Annotated in this window: 23 protein-coding genes; 13 read left to right on the top strand and 10 right to left on the bottom strand. The window is 63.7% G+C overall.

Translation table 11 applies throughout. The annotated features are described in order from the left end of the window. Positions 1–3 precede the first annotated feature (3 nt). Complete coding sequence (locus RWO33_RS05080; RefSeq protein WP_314102735.1) at positions 4–1,245, top strand: HEPN domain-containing protein; 1,242 nt, start codon at positions 4–6, stop codon at positions 1,243–1,245. A 311-nt stretch (positions 1,246–1,556) separates the two neighbouring features. Here the strand turns inward: RWO33_RS05080 and RWO33_RS05075 are convergent, their stop codons facing one another. The 3 genes from RWO33_RS05075 to RWO33_RS05065 form a co-directional block, all read right to left on the bottom strand. Then, positions 1,557–1,862, bottom strand: coding sequence for a hypothetical protein (locus RWO33_RS05075; RefSeq protein ID WP_314102733.1), 306 nt, complete (start codon positions 1,860–1,862; stop codon positions 1,557–1,559). A 549-nt stretch (positions 1,863–2,411) separates the two neighbouring features. Continuing rightward, positions 2,412–2,831 (bottom strand): hypothetical protein, encoded by a 420-nt coding sequence (locus RWO33_RS05070; RefSeq protein ID WP_314102731.1) that lies wholly within the window; start codon positions 2,829–2,831, stop codon positions 2,412–2,414. An 828-nt stretch (positions 2,832–3,659) separates the two neighbouring features. Beyond that, positions 3,660–3,785, bottom strand: coding sequence for a hypothetical protein (locus RWO33_RS05065; protein ID WP_314102729.1), 126 nt, complete (start codon positions 3,783–3,785; stop codon positions 3,660–3,662). A gap of 291 nt (positions 3,786–4,076) precedes the next feature. On the opposite strand from RWO33_RS05065, the gene RWO33_RS05060 reads away from it, so the two are divergent. The 3 genes from RWO33_RS05060 to RWO33_RS05050 all read left to right on the top strand — a co-directional run bounded on the left by RWO33_RS05060 (position 4,077) and on the right by RWO33_RS05050 (position 4,721). Beyond that, positions 4,077–4,256: a hypothetical protein gene (locus tag RWO33_RS05060; protein ID WP_314102728.1), complete on the top strand. Its 180-nt coding sequence runs from the start codon at positions 4,077–4,079 to the stop codon at positions 4,254–4,256. Then, complete coding sequence (locus tag RWO33_RS05055; RefSeq protein ID WP_314102727.1) at positions 4,253–4,468, top strand: hypothetical protein; 216 nt, start codon at positions 4,253–4,255, stop codon at positions 4,466–4,468. Before RWO33_RS05060 ends, RWO33_RS05055 begins: the two co-directional genes overlap by 4 nt. 61 nt (positions 4,469–4,529) lie before the next feature. Beyond that, the gene (locus RWO33_RS05050) at positions 4,530–4,721 is read left to right on the top strand and encodes a hypothetical protein (RefSeq protein ID WP_314102725.1); all 192 of its coding nucleotides are present in this window, start codon (positions 4,530–4,532) and stop codon (positions 4,719–4,721) included. 8 nt (positions 4,722–4,729) lie between these two features. Here RWO33_RS05050 and RWO33_RS05045 read toward each other — a convergent pair whose 3' ends face one another. Continuing rightward, positions 4,730–5,425: a hypothetical protein gene (locus RWO33_RS05045; protein WP_314102723.1), complete on the bottom strand. Its 696-nt coding sequence runs from the start codon at positions 5,423–5,425 to the stop codon at positions 4,730–4,732. 164 nt (positions 5,426–5,589) lie between these two features. On the opposite strand from RWO33_RS05045, the gene RWO33_RS05040 reads away from it, so the two are divergent. The 4 genes from RWO33_RS05040 to RWO33_RS05025 all read left to right on the top strand — a co-directional run bounded on the left by RWO33_RS05040 (position 5,590) and on the right by RWO33_RS05025 (position 7,817). After that, the gene (locus tag RWO33_RS05040) at positions 5,590–5,835 is read left to right on the top strand and encodes a hypothetical protein (protein ID WP_314102719.1); all 246 of its coding nucleotides are present in this window, start codon (positions 5,590–5,592) and stop codon (positions 5,833–5,835) included. Between the two features lie 64 nt (positions 5,836–5,899). Beyond that, positions 5,900–7,018: a DNA cytosine methyltransferase gene (locus RWO33_RS05035; RefSeq protein WP_314102718.1), complete on the top strand. Its 1,119-nt coding sequence runs from the start codon at positions 5,900–5,902 to the stop codon at positions 7,016–7,018. Positions 7,019–7,153: 135 nt separating this feature from the next. Beyond that, a complete protein-coding gene (locus RWO33_RS05030) occupies positions 7,154–7,369 on the top strand; it encodes a hypothetical protein (protein ID WP_314102715.1) in 216 nt (71 codons plus the stop codon). Continuing rightward, positions 7,344–7,817, top strand: a complete 474-nt coding sequence (locus RWO33_RS05025) for a DNA cytosine methyltransferase (protein ID WP_314102712.1) — start codon at positions 7,344–7,346, stop codon at positions 7,815–7,817. Before RWO33_RS05030 ends, RWO33_RS05025 begins: the two co-directional genes overlap by 26 nt. A 104-nt stretch (positions 7,818–7,921) precedes the next feature. Here the strand turns inward: RWO33_RS05025 and RWO33_RS05020 are convergent, their stop codons facing one another. After that, positions 7,922–8,524 carry a hypothetical protein gene (locus RWO33_RS05020; protein ID WP_314102710.1) on the bottom strand — a complete coding sequence of 201 codons (603 nt, stop codon included), beginning with the start codon at positions 8,522–8,524 and terminating at the stop codon, positions 7,922–7,924. A gap of 49 nt (positions 8,525–8,573) precedes the next feature. Here RWO33_RS05020 and RWO33_RS05015 point away from each other — a divergent pair, with 49 nt between their 5' ends. Beyond that, positions 8,574–9,299: a hypothetical protein gene (locus RWO33_RS05015; RefSeq protein ID WP_314102708.1), complete on the top strand. Its 726-nt coding sequence runs from the start codon at positions 8,574–8,576 to the stop codon at positions 9,297–9,299. Positions 9,300–9,303: 4 nt separating this feature from the next. Here the strand turns inward: RWO33_RS05015 and RWO33_RS05010 are convergent, their stop codons facing one another. Next, complete coding sequence (locus RWO33_RS05010) at positions 9,304–9,927, bottom strand: hypothetical protein (protein ID WP_314102706.1); 624 nt, start codon at positions 9,925–9,927, stop codon at positions 9,304–9,306. 114 nt (positions 9,928–10,041) lie between these two features. Between RWO33_RS05010 and RWO33_RS05005 the strand changes: the two genes are divergently transcribed. Continuing rightward, positions 10,042–10,239, top strand: a complete 198-nt coding sequence (locus RWO33_RS05005) for a hypothetical protein (protein ID WP_314102704.1) — start codon at positions 10,042–10,044, stop codon at positions 10,237–10,239. After that, positions 10,214–10,513 (top strand): AlpA family phage regulatory protein, encoded by a 300-nt coding sequence (locus tag RWO33_RS05000; protein ID WP_314102703.1) that lies wholly within the window; start codon positions 10,214–10,216, stop codon positions 10,511–10,513. Before RWO33_RS05005 ends, RWO33_RS05000 begins: the two co-directional genes overlap by 26 nt. A 103-nt stretch (positions 10,514–10,616) precedes the next feature. On the opposite strand, the gene RWO33_RS04995 is transcribed toward RWO33_RS05000, so the two are convergent. The 3 genes from RWO33_RS04995 to RWO33_RS04985 form a co-directional block, all read right to left on the bottom strand. Beyond that, entirely contained in the window at positions 10,617–11,351 is a 735-nt protein-coding gene (locus RWO33_RS04995) for a hypothetical protein (protein ID WP_314102701.1), read from the bottom strand. A gap of 69 nt (positions 11,352–11,420) precedes the next feature. Next, on the bottom strand, positions 11,421–13,091 hold the full coding sequence (locus tag RWO33_RS04990) for an ABC transporter ATP-binding protein/permease (protein WP_314102700.1): 1,671 nt from the start codon (positions 13,089–13,091) through the stop codon (positions 11,421–11,423). 19 nt (positions 13,092–13,110) lie between these two features. Beyond that, positions 13,111–15,303, bottom strand: a complete 2,193-nt coding sequence (locus RWO33_RS04985; protein ID WP_314102699.1) for a TonB-dependent siderophore receptor — start codon at positions 15,301–15,303, stop codon at positions 13,111–13,113. A 225-nt stretch (positions 15,304–15,528) separates the two neighbouring features. Here RWO33_RS04985 and RWO33_RS04980 point away from each other — a divergent pair, with 225 nt between their 5' ends. Beyond that, positions 15,529–15,873, top strand: a complete 345-nt coding sequence (locus RWO33_RS04980) for a multidrug efflux SMR transporter (protein WP_343229904.1) — start codon at positions 15,529–15,531, stop codon at positions 15,871–15,873. After that, the gene (locus RWO33_RS04975; protein WP_314102697.1) at positions 15,870–16,430 is read left to right on the top strand and encodes a TetR/AcrR family transcriptional regulator; all 561 of its coding nucleotides are present in this window, start codon (positions 15,870–15,872) and stop codon (positions 16,428–16,430) included. Before RWO33_RS04980 ends, RWO33_RS04975 begins: the two co-directional genes overlap by 4 nt. A 15-nt stretch (positions 16,431–16,445) precedes the next feature. Here RWO33_RS04975 and RWO33_RS04970 read toward each other — a convergent pair whose 3' ends face one another. Continuing rightward, positions 16,446–16,757 carry a hypothetical protein gene (locus RWO33_RS04970; protein WP_145477923.1) on the bottom strand — a complete coding sequence of 104 codons (312 nt, stop codon included), beginning with the start codon at positions 16,755–16,757 and terminating at the stop codon, positions 16,446–16,448. Positions 16,758–16,802 lie beyond the last annotated feature (45 nt).

The raw sequence follows: 16,802 nt of genomic DNA, 5'->3' as shown, positions 1-16,802 counted from the left end.
AAAGTGTCCATCTCATTTCCTCACAAAACTCGCGACAAGTTGGGCCAGGCGCTCCTGGAGGCTCTACGGGATTGCGAGGTTTTTTCAGGCTCTTTTGTGTCACTTAATGCCAAGTGCTGGACTCTCCATGAGGCAATTCCGCTTGGATGCAGGCCTGAGCAGGCGCTGCGTTTGATCGCCGGTGATCGCCATATAGCAGACTTTGTAAGAAGCGAGATTTCACGCAACCCTCCCGGCAAGTGGGACATGAAAGTTAAAACCACTACGCTCGGGCTTCTTCTGGGAGAAGATGGTTGCAAGTCGCTATCAGAACGATTGATAGCCGGACTTGAGTCACTGCCGTGGAGCTATAAGTTCTACTCTGAAATGGCCGGGGAATTTCTTGTTGCCAATTTGGGCGCCGGTGGGGAGCTAAGCCTCACGCCTAAGTTACGACTAGTATCCGGCGCCAAACTTAACGAGGATCTCCCTGGCGTGGGAGCTTTTACCCAACTGAGCGCCGCGCCAGGTACGAATAACCATGCGGGCTGGACATCGGACTCGATTTACGTCGAGCTTCTGCTAAACGGGTTCGTCGCCAAGGATCTTGAGTCGGAAACCATACAAGACGCTAACGACTATCTCTTCTCCTTTTATGGGCTGGCTATCGCTTTAAAGCTGATGGAATTTGGAAATGCATGGTGCAATATTCGACCACCTGCAGTTTACAAGCTGAAGATATTCCGAGACCTAGATGATTCAGTATCGCAGGTTGCCCAGCTCGACTTTGATCCTTCTCACGCCAAGGTGATGCACGATCTTGGAGTACCGCGTTTGTGGCGGGGATCAAACAAGCCGGATGAGTTTTGCGCCGCGGCGGCAGGTGTCTCACGCGCCTTGTTAAACGCTAATCAGCGAGTCCTTAACGCAGCGAGGTGGTTCTTTGACAGCCATTCCGGCTCCAATCTTCAGGTGCGTTTTGTGCAAATTGCGACCGCATTCGAAATACTTTTAGGAGATCGGGAGCAAAGCCGAGAAACCGGCCTTGGCACCTTGATGGCAAACCGATGCGCATACATGCTCGGAAAGAATGATTCGTCCCGCCAAAAGATATGCGACGCGTTCAAAGCTGGATATGGAATCCGTTCTACGATCGTCCATACTGGGAAGACGAGGCTTTCGTCCGCGGATTTGGGGCACTTCTATTACATGCAAGAGCTGTGTGCTGCTGTAATTCGGAAAGAGTGCAGTGATTTCCTCAGCTAGCCCGCTCGTCCTGCAGCTCATGGGGTCACTTCAGGCGGATTGGTCCTCCAAGGACGCCTCCAACCGACTTGCCATCCTGTCGAAACGAGCGGCGTCCGCCCGAAGGCGTGCGGCGCCTCTGCTCCGCTGCGCCCTCGCCCTCCAGTCGCCGCTGCGAGCCATGTCCAAGCTGTCGGCCTGCTGCCATAGCGAAGCTGCCCGTGCGCGCGCCCAGCGCGCCTTGCCGATGTTTGCTTTCGTCATTCGCCCATCGTGAATGCGGGACGTCGCATGGGGCGATACGTAGGCAACGGCGGCTGACTGCCGCCGGGTCACCGCATCAGGAAGGGCTTTCCGTTACGCAGCTGCTTCATGCGCCGGTCCACCTCCGCGCGTAGCCGCAATTGATGGCGCTCGGCCCAGAGCTCCGCCCCGAGCTTCCCCTGCTCGTAGCTGCTGCACTCGCCGTGCTTCCGGAGGTTCCAGTCGTCGCGCTGGTTGTTCAAGCTCACCCACCAGGTGCCATCGTCCACGCGCCGGTGCAGGCGCAGGACCTCGGTACTGTCCCGCAGCAGCGAGTTGGGCTGATCGCAGGGCGCGGCGCCAACGGAATGCCAGCGGAAGTCGGGCGGAAGCATGGCGCGGAATCCTACGGGTCCGGCTCTCAAATCCTGCGACAGTGGTCAGGGAACGTCCGCCTCGCTGATCCGCAGGGTGATCGGGTGAGTGCGGTGTCGCCCTGCCCTGCGGATCCGCGCCGCGTCCAGCTGGAGTCCACCCGTAGGTGGTTTCTCCCCTGTTGTTGGGCTCGAACGTAAGCTCCCCACGGTGAAGCCGAAGCGAAGACCTACGAGTGTTCGTAGGGCACTCTTCTCTGCTAAGGGCAGCTCGTAGGAAGGGTCGGGCACACTCCCGTCACATGGATTCGACCGGGCGTGAGCGTATGACTCGCTTAAATGCACGCACTTCGTAGCCACAACCCATACTTATGCCCAGTACCGGTCTCTTCGACATCGAGTGCGCAGAAGTGACGGCAAAGGACGTCGAAAACGAGTTCTGCGTATCATCGGTTAAAGCAGAATGCCTAAGCTGCAAGAGCACCATTTCAGTTGAGGCGGGTAAAGGCTTGGAAACCTTGCCGGGCGGCTTCGTAATCACTTGCTTGGAGTGCGGCTCCAGGCAAGCCATCAGCAGCTCCCTAGTCTATGCTCCACCAGGTCGATGTTCCCGATCTGCGACTCTAGCTCTTCCAGCAGCGACATCGTCATGGCGCGGGCCCGGGCAATGTCCTTGCGGTGGTTCAACCGGATATCGGCAATGACCTGGGCCGAGGCCTCCACCAGTACCCGCTCGGATACCTTGGCCTCGTTGGATACTTCTCTGGATACCTGCTGCTTGGATACCAGCGCATCGGCCTTGGCCTCGATCTTGGCCTGAGGGTCTCGAGTCCACCCATCACGCTTGGCGCGCTTGTTGATCGCCCCATGGGTGATGCCATGCTGTGCGGCAATTTCGCGGACTGACAGGAGCCCAGCGCGATAGCTGGGCTCGATGCGCTCCCAGTCGATATCGGGCCGACCGTTCTTGTTGTCGGTCGGCTGTTCCACTTCTTGGTTCCTGTATCTGGCCCGATGCCTAATCCAAGTCAGGCCACGGCATAGACCCACGCGGGGAGACCCAGCCCAAGTGCGGCCAGGGCGACTGCTCCGAGCCACAACATCCATGACCGCTGCCGGTGAGATGCGCGCCCCCAAAGGAGATTTGCCAAGTATCCCGCGATGCAGGCTGGCAGAAGGCTCAAGGCGCCCCCGGTCCACCAGAAGAATCCGTGGCCCACCAACATGTAGATAACGTAGCCGCCGAATGCGAAGGTGAGCCATAGCCCAATAACGGCACCCAGCAGCACATAGACCGCGACGCAGAGTTTTCTCATGATTTCGCTCAGGCCGGCGTGGGCCGACTACCTCGGGGCATTGGTAGCCCAGCGTAAGCGAAGGCTGCTGCTCTGGAAGTAGGAATATCCCTAGCTGGCCTAGATTAGGCGCGGGCGGTGCGTCCCTACTTGGCCGAGCCATGATTGATCGCTTCCTATACCACCCGGTAGCGGTCTACGGCTTCGTCTCGCTTCGACTGAGCGAGCTCGACGGCTCCTAGAACTCTTGCCGCACTTGCCCGGCGTAGTCGGTCTTGTTCCGCAGCTTCTGCGGAAGAGGCGGCACCGTCGGCCAGTCGCTGCGTGCCCAGAGGTGGCGCAGCCCGCCAAGGTCAGAATCTCGGCCAGCAACAGCAGCCGACAGGCGCTTTTCGCAATCTGCATTGATCTGTTCCTCTCTAGCGTCGGCGGTGTCACCGGCACCCTGTGCTGCCACGATCTGCTGGCGGTCAACCTGCCGCAGCTCATGGGCTTGGGCGGCTTGGACCTTTGCGACGGCAACCTAGCTGTTGGCATCCGGCAACTCGGCGCGGTAGCCTAGCCAGCTCCACCCTGCAAAGCCCATGAGAGCCGACCAGGCAATGAAGGCGAGCACCCCAGCAACGACGGAAACGGCGGTGCGGTTCATGCGTCCTGCTTCTTCGCACGTTGCGTATCACTGTAACTGCCGCGTCCAAACCCTTGGGCAGCGGGTGTTCCCCGGGGTGGAGCGGTAGAAGCAGCATCGTGCGCTCGTGGGCGCGATGCCAGATGTCGGCCTACGGTTGAAGCGTCGGCCCTGCGACCAGACGCAGTGCGTCGAAATCTGCAATGCCCTGTCGGCTGCCGCGCTGCGAGCCGGCAACGCATGGGGCCAGAGGGCTGCCTGATGGAGCACCGGACCTGCACCGGATGACAGCGCCGCCTGCCGCTGTGCCAGATGGCCAGCGATGGCAAGCGCGGGCCGAAATCCATCTGCGTCCCTTGCGCCACCGACGAGCACCGCCTGCGCAACCCGCTGGCCCCGACACGGATCGATCCGGTGCAGGTCCGTATCAACAACACCTTCAACCTGTGGCACGGGCCGGTGAGCCGCGCGCCGCTGAGGATCGCAGCGTGACTGACATCCACGCACGGCCGCTGTTCGATGCGCCCAGCCGCCGCCAGAAGGAATTGGATCAGCGGCAGCTGGAGGCCGACCTTGCCAAGTTCCGGAAGGCTGGCGGCAAGGTCCAGGTACTGGGAGACACGCCGCTGAAGAAGGCGAAAACCCGGCGCCAGGTTATCGAGGGACGACTGCCCGCTTCGGCCGGGAAGGAGCAGGCGGCATGACCCGGTCTATGCCCCGCCGCGCGCCGAAGCGCAATGGCGGCTTCTCCTGGGGCCGGTACCGATGGGCGACACCGGCGTGATTGCCTACCGGCTGTTCCTCCGCGACCTGAGCGGCGCGGTTCACTTCGAAGGGCTGCACTTCTACCCGCAGGACAACCGCCGCGATGTCGCGCTCGCACTGCGCGCCGCATGTCACCGCCTGCGCGGCCGGGTGGATGACCTTGACCTCGCTTCGCTGGAGGCGGCGGCGTGACGGTTCTACTAGCTCAGGCCAGCGACAGCTCGCTCATTCTCATAGGAAAGGCTATCGGTCTTGGTGAATTGATTGAAAGCCTCTGCCAGTTTGATCGATATCACCAGCATGGAGCGGAGCTGCTCTCGAAGGTTCCTGAGGTCCTCTTTGTCGCCTCGGTATCCCGTTACGATGCCGCCGTCCCAATCCCCAATACGTTTGAAACGGTCATTCACCCGCTTTCCGGTATCGGCAATATCTCGAGACATCCCGATCACGGTTGCGACAAGAGCTCCCAGCTGATCCGGCAGCGTGTGGAGCTGATCAAGGACCCCTTCGGCGGCGGGCAGGTAATCGCCATGGAGATCGCGGATGACTGTTTCAAGGGTGTCTCCACTGCCGGGCGTCTCGGACAGAAAGACGGCCAGCGCGCCGTCGTAGTCGCTGAACAACTGCGCAAGCTTTGCTGGCAACAGACCGACTTCCATCTGCAGCAGGCTTCCCAAAATTCGAGCAGTTCCGTCCTTCTGAGCCAAAAGATCGCCGCGTTGCTGCTCAGCAATCGTCTTTGCTTCGCCAGCGATAGCTGTTGCGCGGCTGGACGTCTTGTAGGCGAGCACCGCCACGAAGGTAGTAGCGATTGCCGCGAGTGAGCCCACAACGACAGCCGACCAGTCAGCCAGGTTCCCAATATCGTCCGCGAGCGGACAGAACTCGATTGCCATAACCCCTCCCTGTTGGAGCCGATTCTGCCATGAACTGTATCCACCCCAACGACCGCGCGTACGCCCTAGCGTGCTCTGGCCGCAGCCACCGCCCAGGGAGAGGACCGCAAGGTGCTGGAAGACCTGCGCGAGGTCCGCGCGGAAGCCCGGCGGGATGCCCGCTGATGAGCGGACTGGTGCTGGCGCCGGCCACCGGCCCCACCCCGGGTCGGATGAAGCAGCCGACCAAGGCCGCGCTGCGCCACTGGCTGGTGCTGACCGCCGAGCCGAACGAGCAGCTGAAGGAGGAGGTCGCCGAGCTGCGCGCCGACGGCGCCACCACCAGCACCGAGCGCGAGCGACTGCTGGCCGAGTTGATCGAAGCGGCAGCCAGCCACGGGCACCACGAAACGCTTCGCAGCAGCCCCTAAGACACCATCGAAGTTTGGCGCGCCGAAGTCCAACGCCTCCGCGCAGCCCTCAACGAAGAACACCATGGCTGACGGCTCTCGCTCGCCAGACATCCGCATCACAGCGAAGTCCCGCACCCGGACCGCGCTGGTAGGAGATCTGTTTTGCGGTGCCGGCGGGCTATCCGACGGCGCGGCGCGCGCCATGCGGGAGCTGGGCCGGCCGGTGCGGCTGATCGCTGTGAACCACTGGCCGGTCGCCATTGAGACGAACCGCCGCAACCACGTCGACCACGCCGACCGCATCCACTGCGCCGACCTGGAATCCGCCCGGCCGCTAACACTGGTGCCCGAGGACCGGCTGGACCTGCTGATTGCCGCGCCGTCGTGCGTCTTCCACAGCCGCGCCCGATGCGGCCGGCCGGTGCACGACCAGCAGCGGATGGACCCTTGGCACGTTGTGCGCTGGTGCACCGAACTGGGCGTCACCCGGATCCTCGTGGAGAACGTGCCGGAGTTCATGGACTGGGGCCCGTGCAGCCTGGTCACCGGCCGCCCGATCAAGCCCCGCCGGGGCAGGTACTTCCGCGCCTGGGTAGCGGCGCTGGAGGCCGTGGGGTTCAAGGTCGACTGGAAGGTGCTGACCTGCGCCGACTACGGCGATCCGACCACCCGGCGCCGCTTCTTCCTGATCGGCCGCAGCGACGGCAAGCGCCTGCGCTGGCCAGAACCGAGCCATGACCGCGTCGGCGGTACCGACCTGCTGGGCAGCCGGCAGCGTTGGCGCGGCGCGCGCGAGGTGATCGACTGGTCGATGACCGGCAACAGCATCTTCCGCCGGAAGAAGCCCCTGAAGCCGAACACACTGCGGCGCATCCTCGCCGGTGCGCAGAAGTACCGCTGGCCGCAGCCCTACGTCGATGCTGTGCAGGCGCTGCTGGAAGGCACCACGCCGCGCTTGGTGTTCGACCGCCCGGAGGCTGTGGCCCAGGGACTGATCGAAGTAGACCCGATGCTGGTCCACCTGCGCGGCACCAGCGAGCAGCACCTGCAGGCGACTGCAAAGTCGGTGGACGTTCTCCTGCCCGCCCTGACCGCCGGCGGCGGCCATGTGGGACTGGTGCTGACCACGGGCAGCGGCGGCGCAGCGCGCGACCTCGAGCAGCCCTTGCCCACGATCACAACCGGCGGTGCCGGTAGCTAGCGCCCCGGCAATGCGCGGCCGCAGCTCGTCGAGCCGATCATCGTCCCGACGTCGAACAGCAGCAGCGCCGGCGTGCCGCGCTCGGTGGCCGACCCGATCCGGACCGTCACCACCGCGCGTGGCGGCGATCAGGCCATGGCTGTGCGTCTGGTGGCCCCCTACTACGGCGGCGGCTCGGGCCTCACCGCCGCATCCGTGTCGGAGCCAATACCGTCGGTCACCACCATGGCCCGCTTTGGCATGGCCGAACCGGTGCTGATGCGCGCCGGGCGCGGCGACAGCGACGGGCGCGACCCGGCCAGCCGTGTGCTGGACCAGGACGCCGATGCCGGCGCTGACCGGGTCCAATGAGGTCGCGCTCGCCGAGCCCATCGTCATGCGCGGGAACGTCGGTACCGGCCGCACCTCCGACATGCGCCCCGCCAGCGAGCCAATGCCGACGGTCGCCTGCAGCGAGACGCTGGCTCTCGCCGAGCCGTTCCTGGTGCCGAACTTCGGCGAGTCCCCGGGTCAGACCCTGCGCACGCACTGCATCGACGATCCGATGCCTACCAGCACCGCCAGCGGGCACGTGCAGCTGGTGCAGCCAGGGGCGGAACTGGCCGACCAGATCGAGATCGACATCAACTACCGGATGCTGCACTGGCGCGAGCTGGCCCGCGCCACCTCCTTCGACGACGAGGGAGAGATCTACGACTTCGCCGGTACCGCCACCGAGATCACGAAGCAGATCGGCAACGCGGCCCCCAACCGCACCGCGAAAGCTCTGGTCGAGTCGCTGATGCAGGAGGCAGCGTGATGCGATCAACTGACCCGGGTAACCAACCTGCCATCCCGCGAACCGGCTACTCAGATATGGACAAAGCGTGCGAATCCGTTTGGAAACGGCCGCTCTTGCGTACGCTAAATGACCTCTCTCACCCGCCTGCGAGGATGCCGTCTCTCAGGACCTTCATAGTCGTCAATCTTCAGGTGTCTCTGCGCCAGTTCCAACGCCTTGATGAGCTGCTTGAGGTCATGCTCGAACTCTGTTCGGATGTCGAGCGCTTCATTCAGGTCCCGGTACTGATTGTTCAAGACCGCCACCATGTCGCAGCTTTCGAGGCGTCGCGCCAGACCAACCGCAGTCGCCACGAACTGACCGGCATCACCCAAGTCCTGAAGATAGCCCCGCAGATCAGATACCTGAGATGGAATCCGAAATGGATAGCAACGGTCACCCGGCTTGGTAAGCAGTCGCCAGAGATTTTGGTCCTGGCTAAGAGTGATAAGGCCGAGCGCGCCTTTGGCATTGGTGAGCCACTGGCCGATAGGCTTTCTGAACTCCTCTTTGACCCAAATCGCCCTTGCCCGTCCATCCCGCCTTGCGCGCCGACCTTCAGCGCCAGCGATCCAAAGTGCCGCGATCACGGCCGCGACGGTTCCGACTGCACTGATTGCATCCCAGTTAGGGCTATCGACTCCCGACTTCAACGCGCACTCAACCACCCCTGTTGGAATCGCCATCCTGGTTTCCCCATTCCCCTGAACTGGGATTCTGCCACGGAGCGTAGCAATGTCTGACATCGAACAAATCGCCCTCGACGTAGCCCGTCGCTTCACCGAAGACGACGACGCCCAGCGTCGCGCGCAGCTGCAGGTCGCGGTGGTGGAAGCCATCCGCGCCGGCCAAGCCCCATTCCCCGTGGTGGACCTGCTGGACATCCGCAACCAGCTGCACGTCATGGCCACCACCGTGGTACCTGAACTTCCGCGACCTGGCCGCCGGGCTGCAGGCTCAGGTGCAGGACCTGATCAACGGCCACCGCCGCGCACATCCGGAGCAACACTCGTGAGCCTGCCCTACGAGAACTCCACCAGCGGCAACAACGCGATCAACGACATCCAGAAGATGCTGCGGTCGTTCGGCTGCCAGCGCTTCGCCACGGGCGAGGACTACGAGACCGGCGAGCTGTTCATCCAGTTCGAGCGCCGCGGCCGGCAGGTCCAGCTCAAGGCCAGCGCACGTGGCTACGCCGCCGCCTGGCTGCGGGAGCATCCCTACGGCCCGCGCGTCCGCGCTACCCGCGCCGACCATGAGGCCAAAGCACTGAAAATTGGCGGCGTGGCCGTCTACTCGATCCTGCGTGACTGGGTGAAGGGCCAAGTCACCGCGATCGAGATCGGCATGCTGACCTTCGAGGCAGCGTTCCTTTCCCACATCCTTCTGCCCAGCGGCCAGACGGTGATCGAGTATGCCCAGCAGCAGAAGCTGCTGCCGCAGGAGGTGGCCCGTGAATAATCACCTACAGCTCGTCAGGCGGGCGGGGTATAGGGAGAAATCCATTGCCAGACGTGATGATCAAATCGAGGTCCTGCTCGAAGCCCTTCACCATGGGTCTGATCATTCTTGCAACAGCTCGAATCTCATCCATCAACCTATCGTGATCCCTCTTCAGCCCGTCTATCAGGTGGTCCTCAAATGCGCCACCGAGTTCGGGATCGTAGCTGACGTCGAACGTTGCAACAGTTTCATTCCACCGAATTACGGCGCGTCTGAGGCGATTCAGTGCCTGAACAAGGGGGAGCATTTCAGGCGTAGCCGCAAGGGTGGGTACCGACACCTGCCTGGACAATCCGCGCACAAGCGAGTTTTTCTTGCTGGCGTCCCCGCCTGGCTTCACAGAATTCACCAAGAAACCGGCAATTCCCATACTGTCACGAAGGGCAATCAGAACCTCGGCGAAATCCACCATCGCCGCCTTGGCGACCGCGCGGTCCTCCGACTTACGCCTCTTCATCGGGAGAATCACAGCCAAGAACGTCACTATCGCAGCGACCCACCCGCCGATTGCAGCGATGGCCGCCCAGTCGAGCCGGCAGCTGGCTACCGGGGACGCGCAAGGAATCATGACTTCGGCCGCGATCATCTGACCATCTCCATATGGGTGCGGCGGCATTGTGCCATGGGGGCAGCCCACGGCTGACCATCTGCAGCTCAGCTTCGCCGACACCGTGGAGCGTACGCCCACTACCTGGCCAGCATGGCCGGCGTAGAGCTGGTCAAGGCAGTGCCTGCCACCGTCCGGCTATGGCAGGCCCGGGGCCTAGCCCTCCATCACCTCGCCGCCGGCGACATGGATGAAGCGTTGAAGGTCATGGCAGCCGCCCGGGGCAGCTACCCGCGCACCCGAAAACAGAACCCCAATCAGCAGCGTGAAGCGGCGAAGGAGATCCTATGACCAGCACCACCGAATCACCCCGGCACCCCGCCGGCTCCTGCGCCTGAAGCAGGTCCTAGACCGGACCGGCCTGCCGAAGTCGGCCTTGTATTCGCGCATTTCGGCCGGAACCTTCCCGAGACAGATCCCGCTCGGGGCCTCAGTTCGATGGCTGGAATCGGAGGTGGAGGAATGGATTCAGTTGCAGGTCGATGCCAGTGACCAGCAGGCCAGGAACGGGGGTATCGCTGGGGGTACCGTGGGCGCGTCCCCGCCGCTACCCCTTGCTGCATAAGGGTCGTCTCGGGGCATCCAGTAGAGCCCACCTCCACCATAAGACGGTCCGCAAGGACCATGAAAGGCCGGGACCACCTTGCAACACAAGGCTCCCGGCCTTTTTATTTGCGGTCGCTGGCAATACAGCCATCCGACGTGCAGCTGATCATGCGGATGACCCCGTGCGCTGAAGCCGCCATCTTCACGGCCTTTCCCAGTCGACGCAGCTGAGCAGCCATGCGATCCAGGTCGTCGCCACCGTAGTCCGTCCACACGCCCACGGCCTGTTGAACGTCAGCGGGTATCAGTTGACCGGCCGCCGTACGGGCGCTGCCACTCTCATACCGGCCATTGGCATGATCCCTATCGACACGGATGACCACGCTTGATCCGTCCTTGAACACGACCTTGAACGGCGGACGCGCCTGCTCCTGGAGCCCAAGATGACCCGTGCCGACTGACGTTGGGTCTGCCATCTCCGACACGACATCGGTGCCCGTGGCAGACGAAATCACGTTCGTGGAACCCGCAGCTGATTCCACCATCGCCCGCATGTTGTAGTCGAGAACGAAGTCGTATGCCGTCTTGTCGACAACGCTGGGGTTCAGTCCCAGCTGGGCAACGGGCACGACGATGAGCGGTGGCTCCACGCCGGAAACGACAGGCACGTACCACTGCTGAAGAACGTTGTCGTGGAGGTTGTAGACCAGGTGTGTACCTGCGCCGGCGAGTTCTGCTTCCCGTCTGAAATCGACGTCGGCCGTACAGACATCGCAGCGAACCACCTTGGCGGCTGCTGGATCAGCGACTACCAGACCACCCGCAACAAAACAAAGCCAGATCAATCCTTTTGACATGTTTTCATCCTGATAGGCCGAGACCCGCACACCAAGGGTACACCTACGGCATTGGGTCCGGGGCCGACATCAACCTCCAGCGTCCCCCCAGCGCAAGCTGCGCCCATGCCATTGAGCCAGGCTCTCCCGGTGGCCCACGCTGACGACGATGCATTGCGGAAGGCGTTGCATCACCAATGCGTAAACCAGTGCCTCCGCATCGGCATCCAGCGCCGACGTGGACTCGTCCAGGAACACGACGGCCGGATGCTGTAACAGCACACGCGCGAATGCCAGCCGCTGTTGCTCCCCGGGAGACAGCCGTCGCATCCAGTCCTGCTCCACGTCCAGTTCCGTTACCAGCCGGTGCAGGCCAACATCGATAAGCGCGGCACGAAGCGCGGCCTCGTCCAGTTCATGGGTCGGAGAGGGATACGCCACGCAGGCACGCAGGGAACCCTGGGGAAGGTAGTTGCGCTGCGGGACGAACAGCACCCTCCCCGCGGGCACCGTCACCCCGCCTTCGGCCACGGGCCACAGTCCGGCCAGGGCGGTCAGCAGCAGCGATTTGCCCGTACCCGATGCGCCCTGGATCAACAGGCGCTCCCCCGGCTCGAGCCGCAGATGGTCAATCCCGCCGAGCGCGCGGCCATCCGGACGTGCGATACGCACCCCACTGAGCACAAGGTCACTGCCCTGCCGATTGAAGCGGATGCCATTCCCAGCGGGGCGCTGCAGTGCTGCGTCAAACTCGTGCAGGCGATGGAACACCGAGCGCAGCAGGGCGAGATCCTTGTAGCGGTAAACGAACCACGACAGCGCTCCACGCACCCTGTTGAACAGGCTGTTGAGCTGCATCACGGTGCCTACGGTGATGGCGCCGGAGAAGTAACGCGGACCGGTAAACAGGAACGGCAACAGCATCGAACCCTGGACATACAGTGCATTCATTGCCGTGATCCGCTTGGTGTAATGCATGACCTCGCGCCAGTTGTCACGAATCGCGTCGAACGCACCGGCCAGACCGACCCGCTCGGCCGTTTCCCCGCGCCACAGCGCTATCCCCGCGGCGTTTTCTCGCAGGCGCACCAGCAGGAAGCGGAAATCGGCTTCGCGCCGTTGCTGCTGGTAGTCGACCGCGACCAATCCCCGCCCTATCCATTCGATCAGCAACGAGCCTGCCAGCGCATACGCGACCGCCGCCCACAGCATGTACCCCGGCACCTCCCGCGTTGCCCCGCCGAACACAAAGGAAACCGCACCGGAAAGCCCCCAAAGCATGGTGGCGAAGGTGAAGAAATCGACCAGGTAGTTCAACGCGCCGACCGACAGCCGGAGCGTATCGGTCGCCATCAAGCGCAGGTCGTCTGCAATCCGCTGGTCGGGGTTGTCCACCGTGCCGGACTCGGCAACGCGCCAATAGGCACCGTCGCGCAGCCATCGGTCGAGATGGCGTCCGGTCAGCCAGGTGCGCCAGCGCATGGCGAGCGCCTGCTCGAACCACACCCTCGCCGTGCCGGCCACCACGATACCGGTGATGATCAAGCCCAGTTCCCACATCTGTCGCCAGAATGCGGCGAGGTCCCGCTCCACCAGCGCATCGAAGAAATGCTTCTGCCAATGGGTCTGGCGCACGCCGACGTAGGTGAGGAAAACGTCCAGCACGATGATGGTCGCAAGCAGGCCGAAGGCGCGCCACCGGTCTTCAGATACCCAGTACGGCCGGACCAGGTGCCATGCATCCTTGGCGGAAAGTTTCATGGCACCGGATCGGGCAGGGTCAGAACTGCGAACGAACGGTGAGCATCACATTGCGCGGTTCGCCCGGCGTGTTGTAACTGTTGAGGCCGCCGACGCGCTCGTAGTAGTGGCGATCGAACAGGTTGTTGACCGCCACGCTCATCCGCAGCCCCTCTGTAAAGCGGTAGCCAAGATGTGCGCTGGCCACGGCGTAGCCGGCCTGCTCGCGGATGCCGGCCACGCCCGTGCCAAGCAGTCCGCTGGAAACATGCAACCCACCACCGAGGGAGAACCCGCGCAACACGCCGCTTTCCAGCCGGTAGGTGGCGAACAGCTTCACGGTGTGATCGGGCTCGAACAGGGTGAACGGCGACCCGGTCGGCAGCGTCTGGTGGCTGACATAGCGGGTCAGCAGCCGGGTGTATCCGGCGGTCAGGTCGAGGTTGGGCAGCGGACTGCCAGTTGCCTCCAGCTCCCAGCCTTTGACCTCCACTTCGCCGGCCTGCAGGAAGAATCCCGGGTTGTCCAGGTCGGGGTAGGAACGATTGACGTCGCGCGTGCGGAACGCCGACGCTGCGAGGTTGAGTGCCCCGCCGCGCAGGCTGGCCTTTGCACCGACTTCCAGCTGCCTGCCCACGCGTGGGTCGATGGTCTCACCCGACACCATGCGCTGCGTCTGCGGAATGAAGGTATCGGCGTAACTGGCATACGCGGTCATCGCGTCGGTGATGTGGACCACCATGCCGGCATAGGGGGTGAACTCCCCGTTCGCCTGGGCACCGTCCTTCCACGCGCTGAGCGGCTGCGGCGATACGGTGCGGGACTGCACGTCGAACCGGCTCCAGCGACCGCCGGCGACACCGGTCAGGCGGTCGGTCAGGGCCAGCCGCAGCTGACCGTACAGGCCGCTCTGTCGGGTCACTGCGTGGTAGCCCGAGGCGTAGGCGATGGGCACATCCGGCACGACGCCAGGTTCCATGACCGGCACGCCCGGGACGACGGGACCTTGGCCGAAGCGGGTGAGGCTCTCGTATTCCTCGATGTTGGCACCGATGGTGGCGTGATGCTGCCGCCCCCATAGCGCGAACGCGCCCGCGGCAAACACATCGACGCCTTCGCGGATCTCGTCGCTGTCGCTGCGGCGACGCGCGTAGCTGGCCACCGTCCCGGTCGCCCGGTTCACGCCACCGGTGGGATAACTGTCTTTGTAGTACCAGTCCAGCCGCTGACGGCTGGCCCTCGCCTTCACGAGCCAGCCGTTGTCCAGGGCATGCTCCAGATCCAGCGTCACTGCTTCCTTGTCCCAACGCTGGATCACCCAGTCCGGATACGGATACAGGGATCGCGGTGCGTCGAGGAAGCGCTGGTCCGTATACGCAGGCTGGCCCGGGTAAGGCATGACGTCGTCCGACTGCCGCGTGGCGGACAGCGAAAGGGTCGTCGACGGCGCCACATCCCAGTCCAGCACGCCGTGTACCAGACGGTGGCTGGAATCCGCCACGTCATAGAAGAATTCACGGTCCTGCGCGGTGGCCACTACGCGGCTTCGCAGCGTGGCGGCGGCATTGAGCGGGCCGCCCATATCGAGCTCCGCGCGGTGGTTCGACCATGACCCTGCCGACAGCGCCACCGCGCCCCCGAACACGTCCCTGCCGCGTTTGCGGACGAAGTTGGCGACGCCGCCAGGTTGGCTCGAGCCCTGGAAGATGCCACCGGGTCCACGCAGTACTTCGACGCGGTCATAGATGGCCAGGTCGAACTGCTGGAAAGCCGACAGCGCCCCATAGGCGGGAATGCCATCGTAGGAAGACTCCAGGGTGTAACCGCGCGAACGGATCTGGCTGGTTGCCCCGTCCCACGGCGAAACCGTGACGCCGGTTACTTCCTTCAGCGCGCTTTCGACAGTCACCAGGTTCTGATCCTCGATGCGCTGGCGGGTGATCACGCTGACCGAGCTCGGAACCTCCAGCAGCCTTACCGGGGCCTTGCCGCCCCAGGTCACGACCGGCGAGGTGTACGACCCGGTGCCTTCCGTGGTCCCGAGTCGTTGCGCCTGGACCCGGATGGTGTCGAGCTCGGCGACGGTCTGCGCCGTCGACGGAGGACTGCGTTCCGCAGCCGAGGCGTGGGTCGCGACCAGCAGCGCACTGGCGAGCAGGGTGCGGGCGGGCAGCGAGTGGAAACGACAGGCACGCGGCAGGGCCCGGGCCGTCATAAGGGTCGGTTTGATCATGGTGCGGTCACTTGGCAGAGCGTGCAGCGTGCTGTCGGCGGGCGCTGCACGTGCCCTCCCCCGTAAGCCGGAACCGACGGGACTGAGTGTAACGTTATTTCATAACATTACAATTGCGCTCGGTGTGCTGTCGTTACGGCATGCCGCAATGATAAATTTCAGCGCCTGTTCACCGCGGAGGCCTGTAACATACCGTCCGGTCGGTATCTAACGCGAGCTTGATCCATGTCCCCATTGTTGACTGCCTATCTGTTCCTTGCCGGTGCCATCGTCTCCGAAGTAACCGCCACGATGCTGCTGCAGAAGACCGAGCAGTTCACCCGGCTCGCCCCCACCGTCAGCATGGCGCTGCTGTACGGACTCTCGTTCTATCTGCTCAGCCACGCGCTGAAAACACTGCCGCTGGGCATTGCCTACGCGATCTGGGGCGGCTTGGGCATCGTGCTGACACTCATCATCAGCGTTACGGTATTCAAGCAGTCCCTGGACTGGCAGGCGGTCACGGGCGTGGCGATGATCGTCGGCGGCGTGGTCATGATCAACGCGTTCTCCAAGGCGGCCGCGCATTGAACGCCGACCTCAAGCGACGCCGGCAGCCGGCCGTGGTGCGCGCCGCCTTGCTGGACGCGGTGGTCCAGGAAGCGATCGCCGGTGGCCTGGCCGGCGTGACCGTGCTGGGCGTGGCGGCACGCGCCGGGGTAAGCAAGGGCGCACTGTTCCATCACTTCCCCACCCGACAGGCGCTGCTGGAAGCGGCCTACGCGGAATGCCTGCTGCATTTCGACCGCGATCTGGACGCCTGCGTCGCCCGCGACGATGTCGAAGCTGGACGGTTCACGCGCGCCTATGTCACCGCTACCTTCAACTCGATGAAAGCAGACGAGCGCCAATGGGCGAAGTTCTCGCTGACCGCCCTTGTCGAGCCGGCATTCGCTCATCTCTGGCGCACCTGGCTCGCGCAGCGGCTGCAGCAGGTACCTTCAGAACGCGACGACCCCAGGCTTCGGGCCGCCCGACTTGCCGCGGATGGCTTCTGGCTGCAGATGCTCACCGACCCCGAGGCGCAGCGCGCGCCGCAGCAGACCGATGCGCTGCTGGCCTGCATCCTGGGATTGACCGCTGCGTAGAAGGCGCGCGCCGGTTCAGGGCAACGTGAACTTGCGCGCCATCCGCGTCGGCCATAGCGAGGTGAACTGCGCCCCGCCGACCAGCCGATAGGCGGCCGATACGCTGTGCAGCACGCCCAGCCGTTCCAGCACGTCCTTGGCCTTGCGGAACGTGGGGCGCGGGTCGGCGGTGTCCATGAACAGGTTGATCTCCTTGGCACTGACGTCATAGCCGTCCAGCCGGGCAGCGGTGCCCAGCGCCGCGGCGAGCTCGGCCTCCAGCGTCGGCAGGAAGGCCTCGTCGTCGAGCGACTTCCGCCAGAATTTGATGACAAGCTGGTAGTCCATGGGGGGCCTGCGCTGCGCGTGGAATCGACCAGAGTACCCGGTTCG

Origin of the sequence: uncultured Stenotrophomonas sp. (assembly GCF_963519925.1) — a bacterium.
Taxonomy (GTDB): domain Bacteria; phylum Pseudomonadota; class Gammaproteobacteria; order Xanthomonadales; family Xanthomonadaceae; genus Stenotrophomonas; species Stenotrophomonas maltophilia_AE.
This window is presented reverse-complemented; position numbering and strand designations above follow the sequence as displayed.

Coding starts and splice junctions, on each gene's coding strand:
- RWO33_RS05005 (WP_314102704.1), top strand. CDS start 10,042: ATGGCCGGCGTAGAGCTGGTCAAGGCAGTGCCTGCCACCGTCCGGCTA.
- RWO33_RS05030 (WP_314102715.1), top strand. CDS start 7,154: ATGGCTGTGCGTCTGGTGGCCCCCTACTACGGCGGCGGCTCGGGCCTC.
- RWO33_RS05060 (WP_314102728.1), top strand. CDS start 4,077: ATGGCCAGCGATGGCAAGCGCGGGCCGAAATCCATCTGCGTCCCTTGC.
- RWO33_RS04995 (WP_314102701.1), bottom strand. CDS start 11,351: ATGTCAAAAGGATTGATCTGGCTTTGTTTTGTTGCGGGTGGTCTGGTA.
- RWO33_RS05015 (WP_314102708.1), top strand. CDS start 8,574: ATGTCTGACATCGAACAAATCGCCCTCGACGTAGCCCGTCGCTTCACC.
- RWO33_RS05020 (WP_314102710.1), bottom strand. CDS start 8,524: ATGGCGATTCCAACAGGGGTGGTTGAGTGCGCGTTGAAGTCGGGAGTC.
- RWO33_RS05045 (WP_314102723.1), bottom strand. CDS start 5,425: ATGGCAATCGAGTTCTGTCCGCTCGCGGACGATATTGGGAACCTGGCT.
- RWO33_RS04985 (WP_314102699.1), bottom strand. CDS start 15,303: ATGATCAAACCGACCCTTATGACGGCCCGGGCCCTGCCGCGTGCCTGT.
- RWO33_RS05075 (WP_314102733.1), bottom strand. CDS start 1,862: ATGCTTCCGCCCGACTTCCGCTGGCATTCCGTTGGCGCCGCGCCCTGC.
- RWO33_RS04990 (WP_314102700.1), bottom strand. CDS start 13,091: ATGAAACTTTCCGCCAAGGATGCATGGCACCTGGTCCGGCCGTACTGG.
- RWO33_RS05035 (WP_314102718.1), top strand. CDS start 5,900: ATGGCTGACGGCTCTCGCTCGCCAGACATCCGCATCACAGCGAAGTCC.
- RWO33_RS05025 (WP_314102712.1), top strand. CDS start 7,344: ATGCCGGCGCTGACCGGGTCCAATGAGGTCGCGCTCGCCGAGCCCATC.
- RWO33_RS05050 (WP_314102725.1), top strand. CDS start 4,530: ATGGGCGACACCGGCGTGATTGCCTACCGGCTGTTCCTCCGCGACCTG.
- RWO33_RS04970 (WP_145477923.1), bottom strand. CDS start 16,757: ATGGACTACCAGCTTGTCATCAAATTCTGGCGGAAGTCGCTCGACGAC.
- RWO33_RS05065 (WP_314102729.1), bottom strand. CDS start 3,785: ATGAACCGCACCGCCGTTTCCGTCGTTGCTGGGGTGCTCGCCTTCATT.
- RWO33_RS05010 (WP_314102706.1), bottom strand. CDS start 9,927: ATGATCGCGGCCGAAGTCATGATTCCTTGCGCGTCCCCGGTAGCCAGC.
- RWO33_RS05040 (WP_314102719.1), top strand. CDS start 5,590: ATGAGCGGACTGGTGCTGGCGCCGGCCACCGGCCCCACCCCGGGTCGG.
- RWO33_RS04980 (WP_343229904.1), top strand. CDS start 15,529: ATGTCCCCATTGTTGACTGCCTATCTGTTCCTTGCCGGTGCCATCGTC.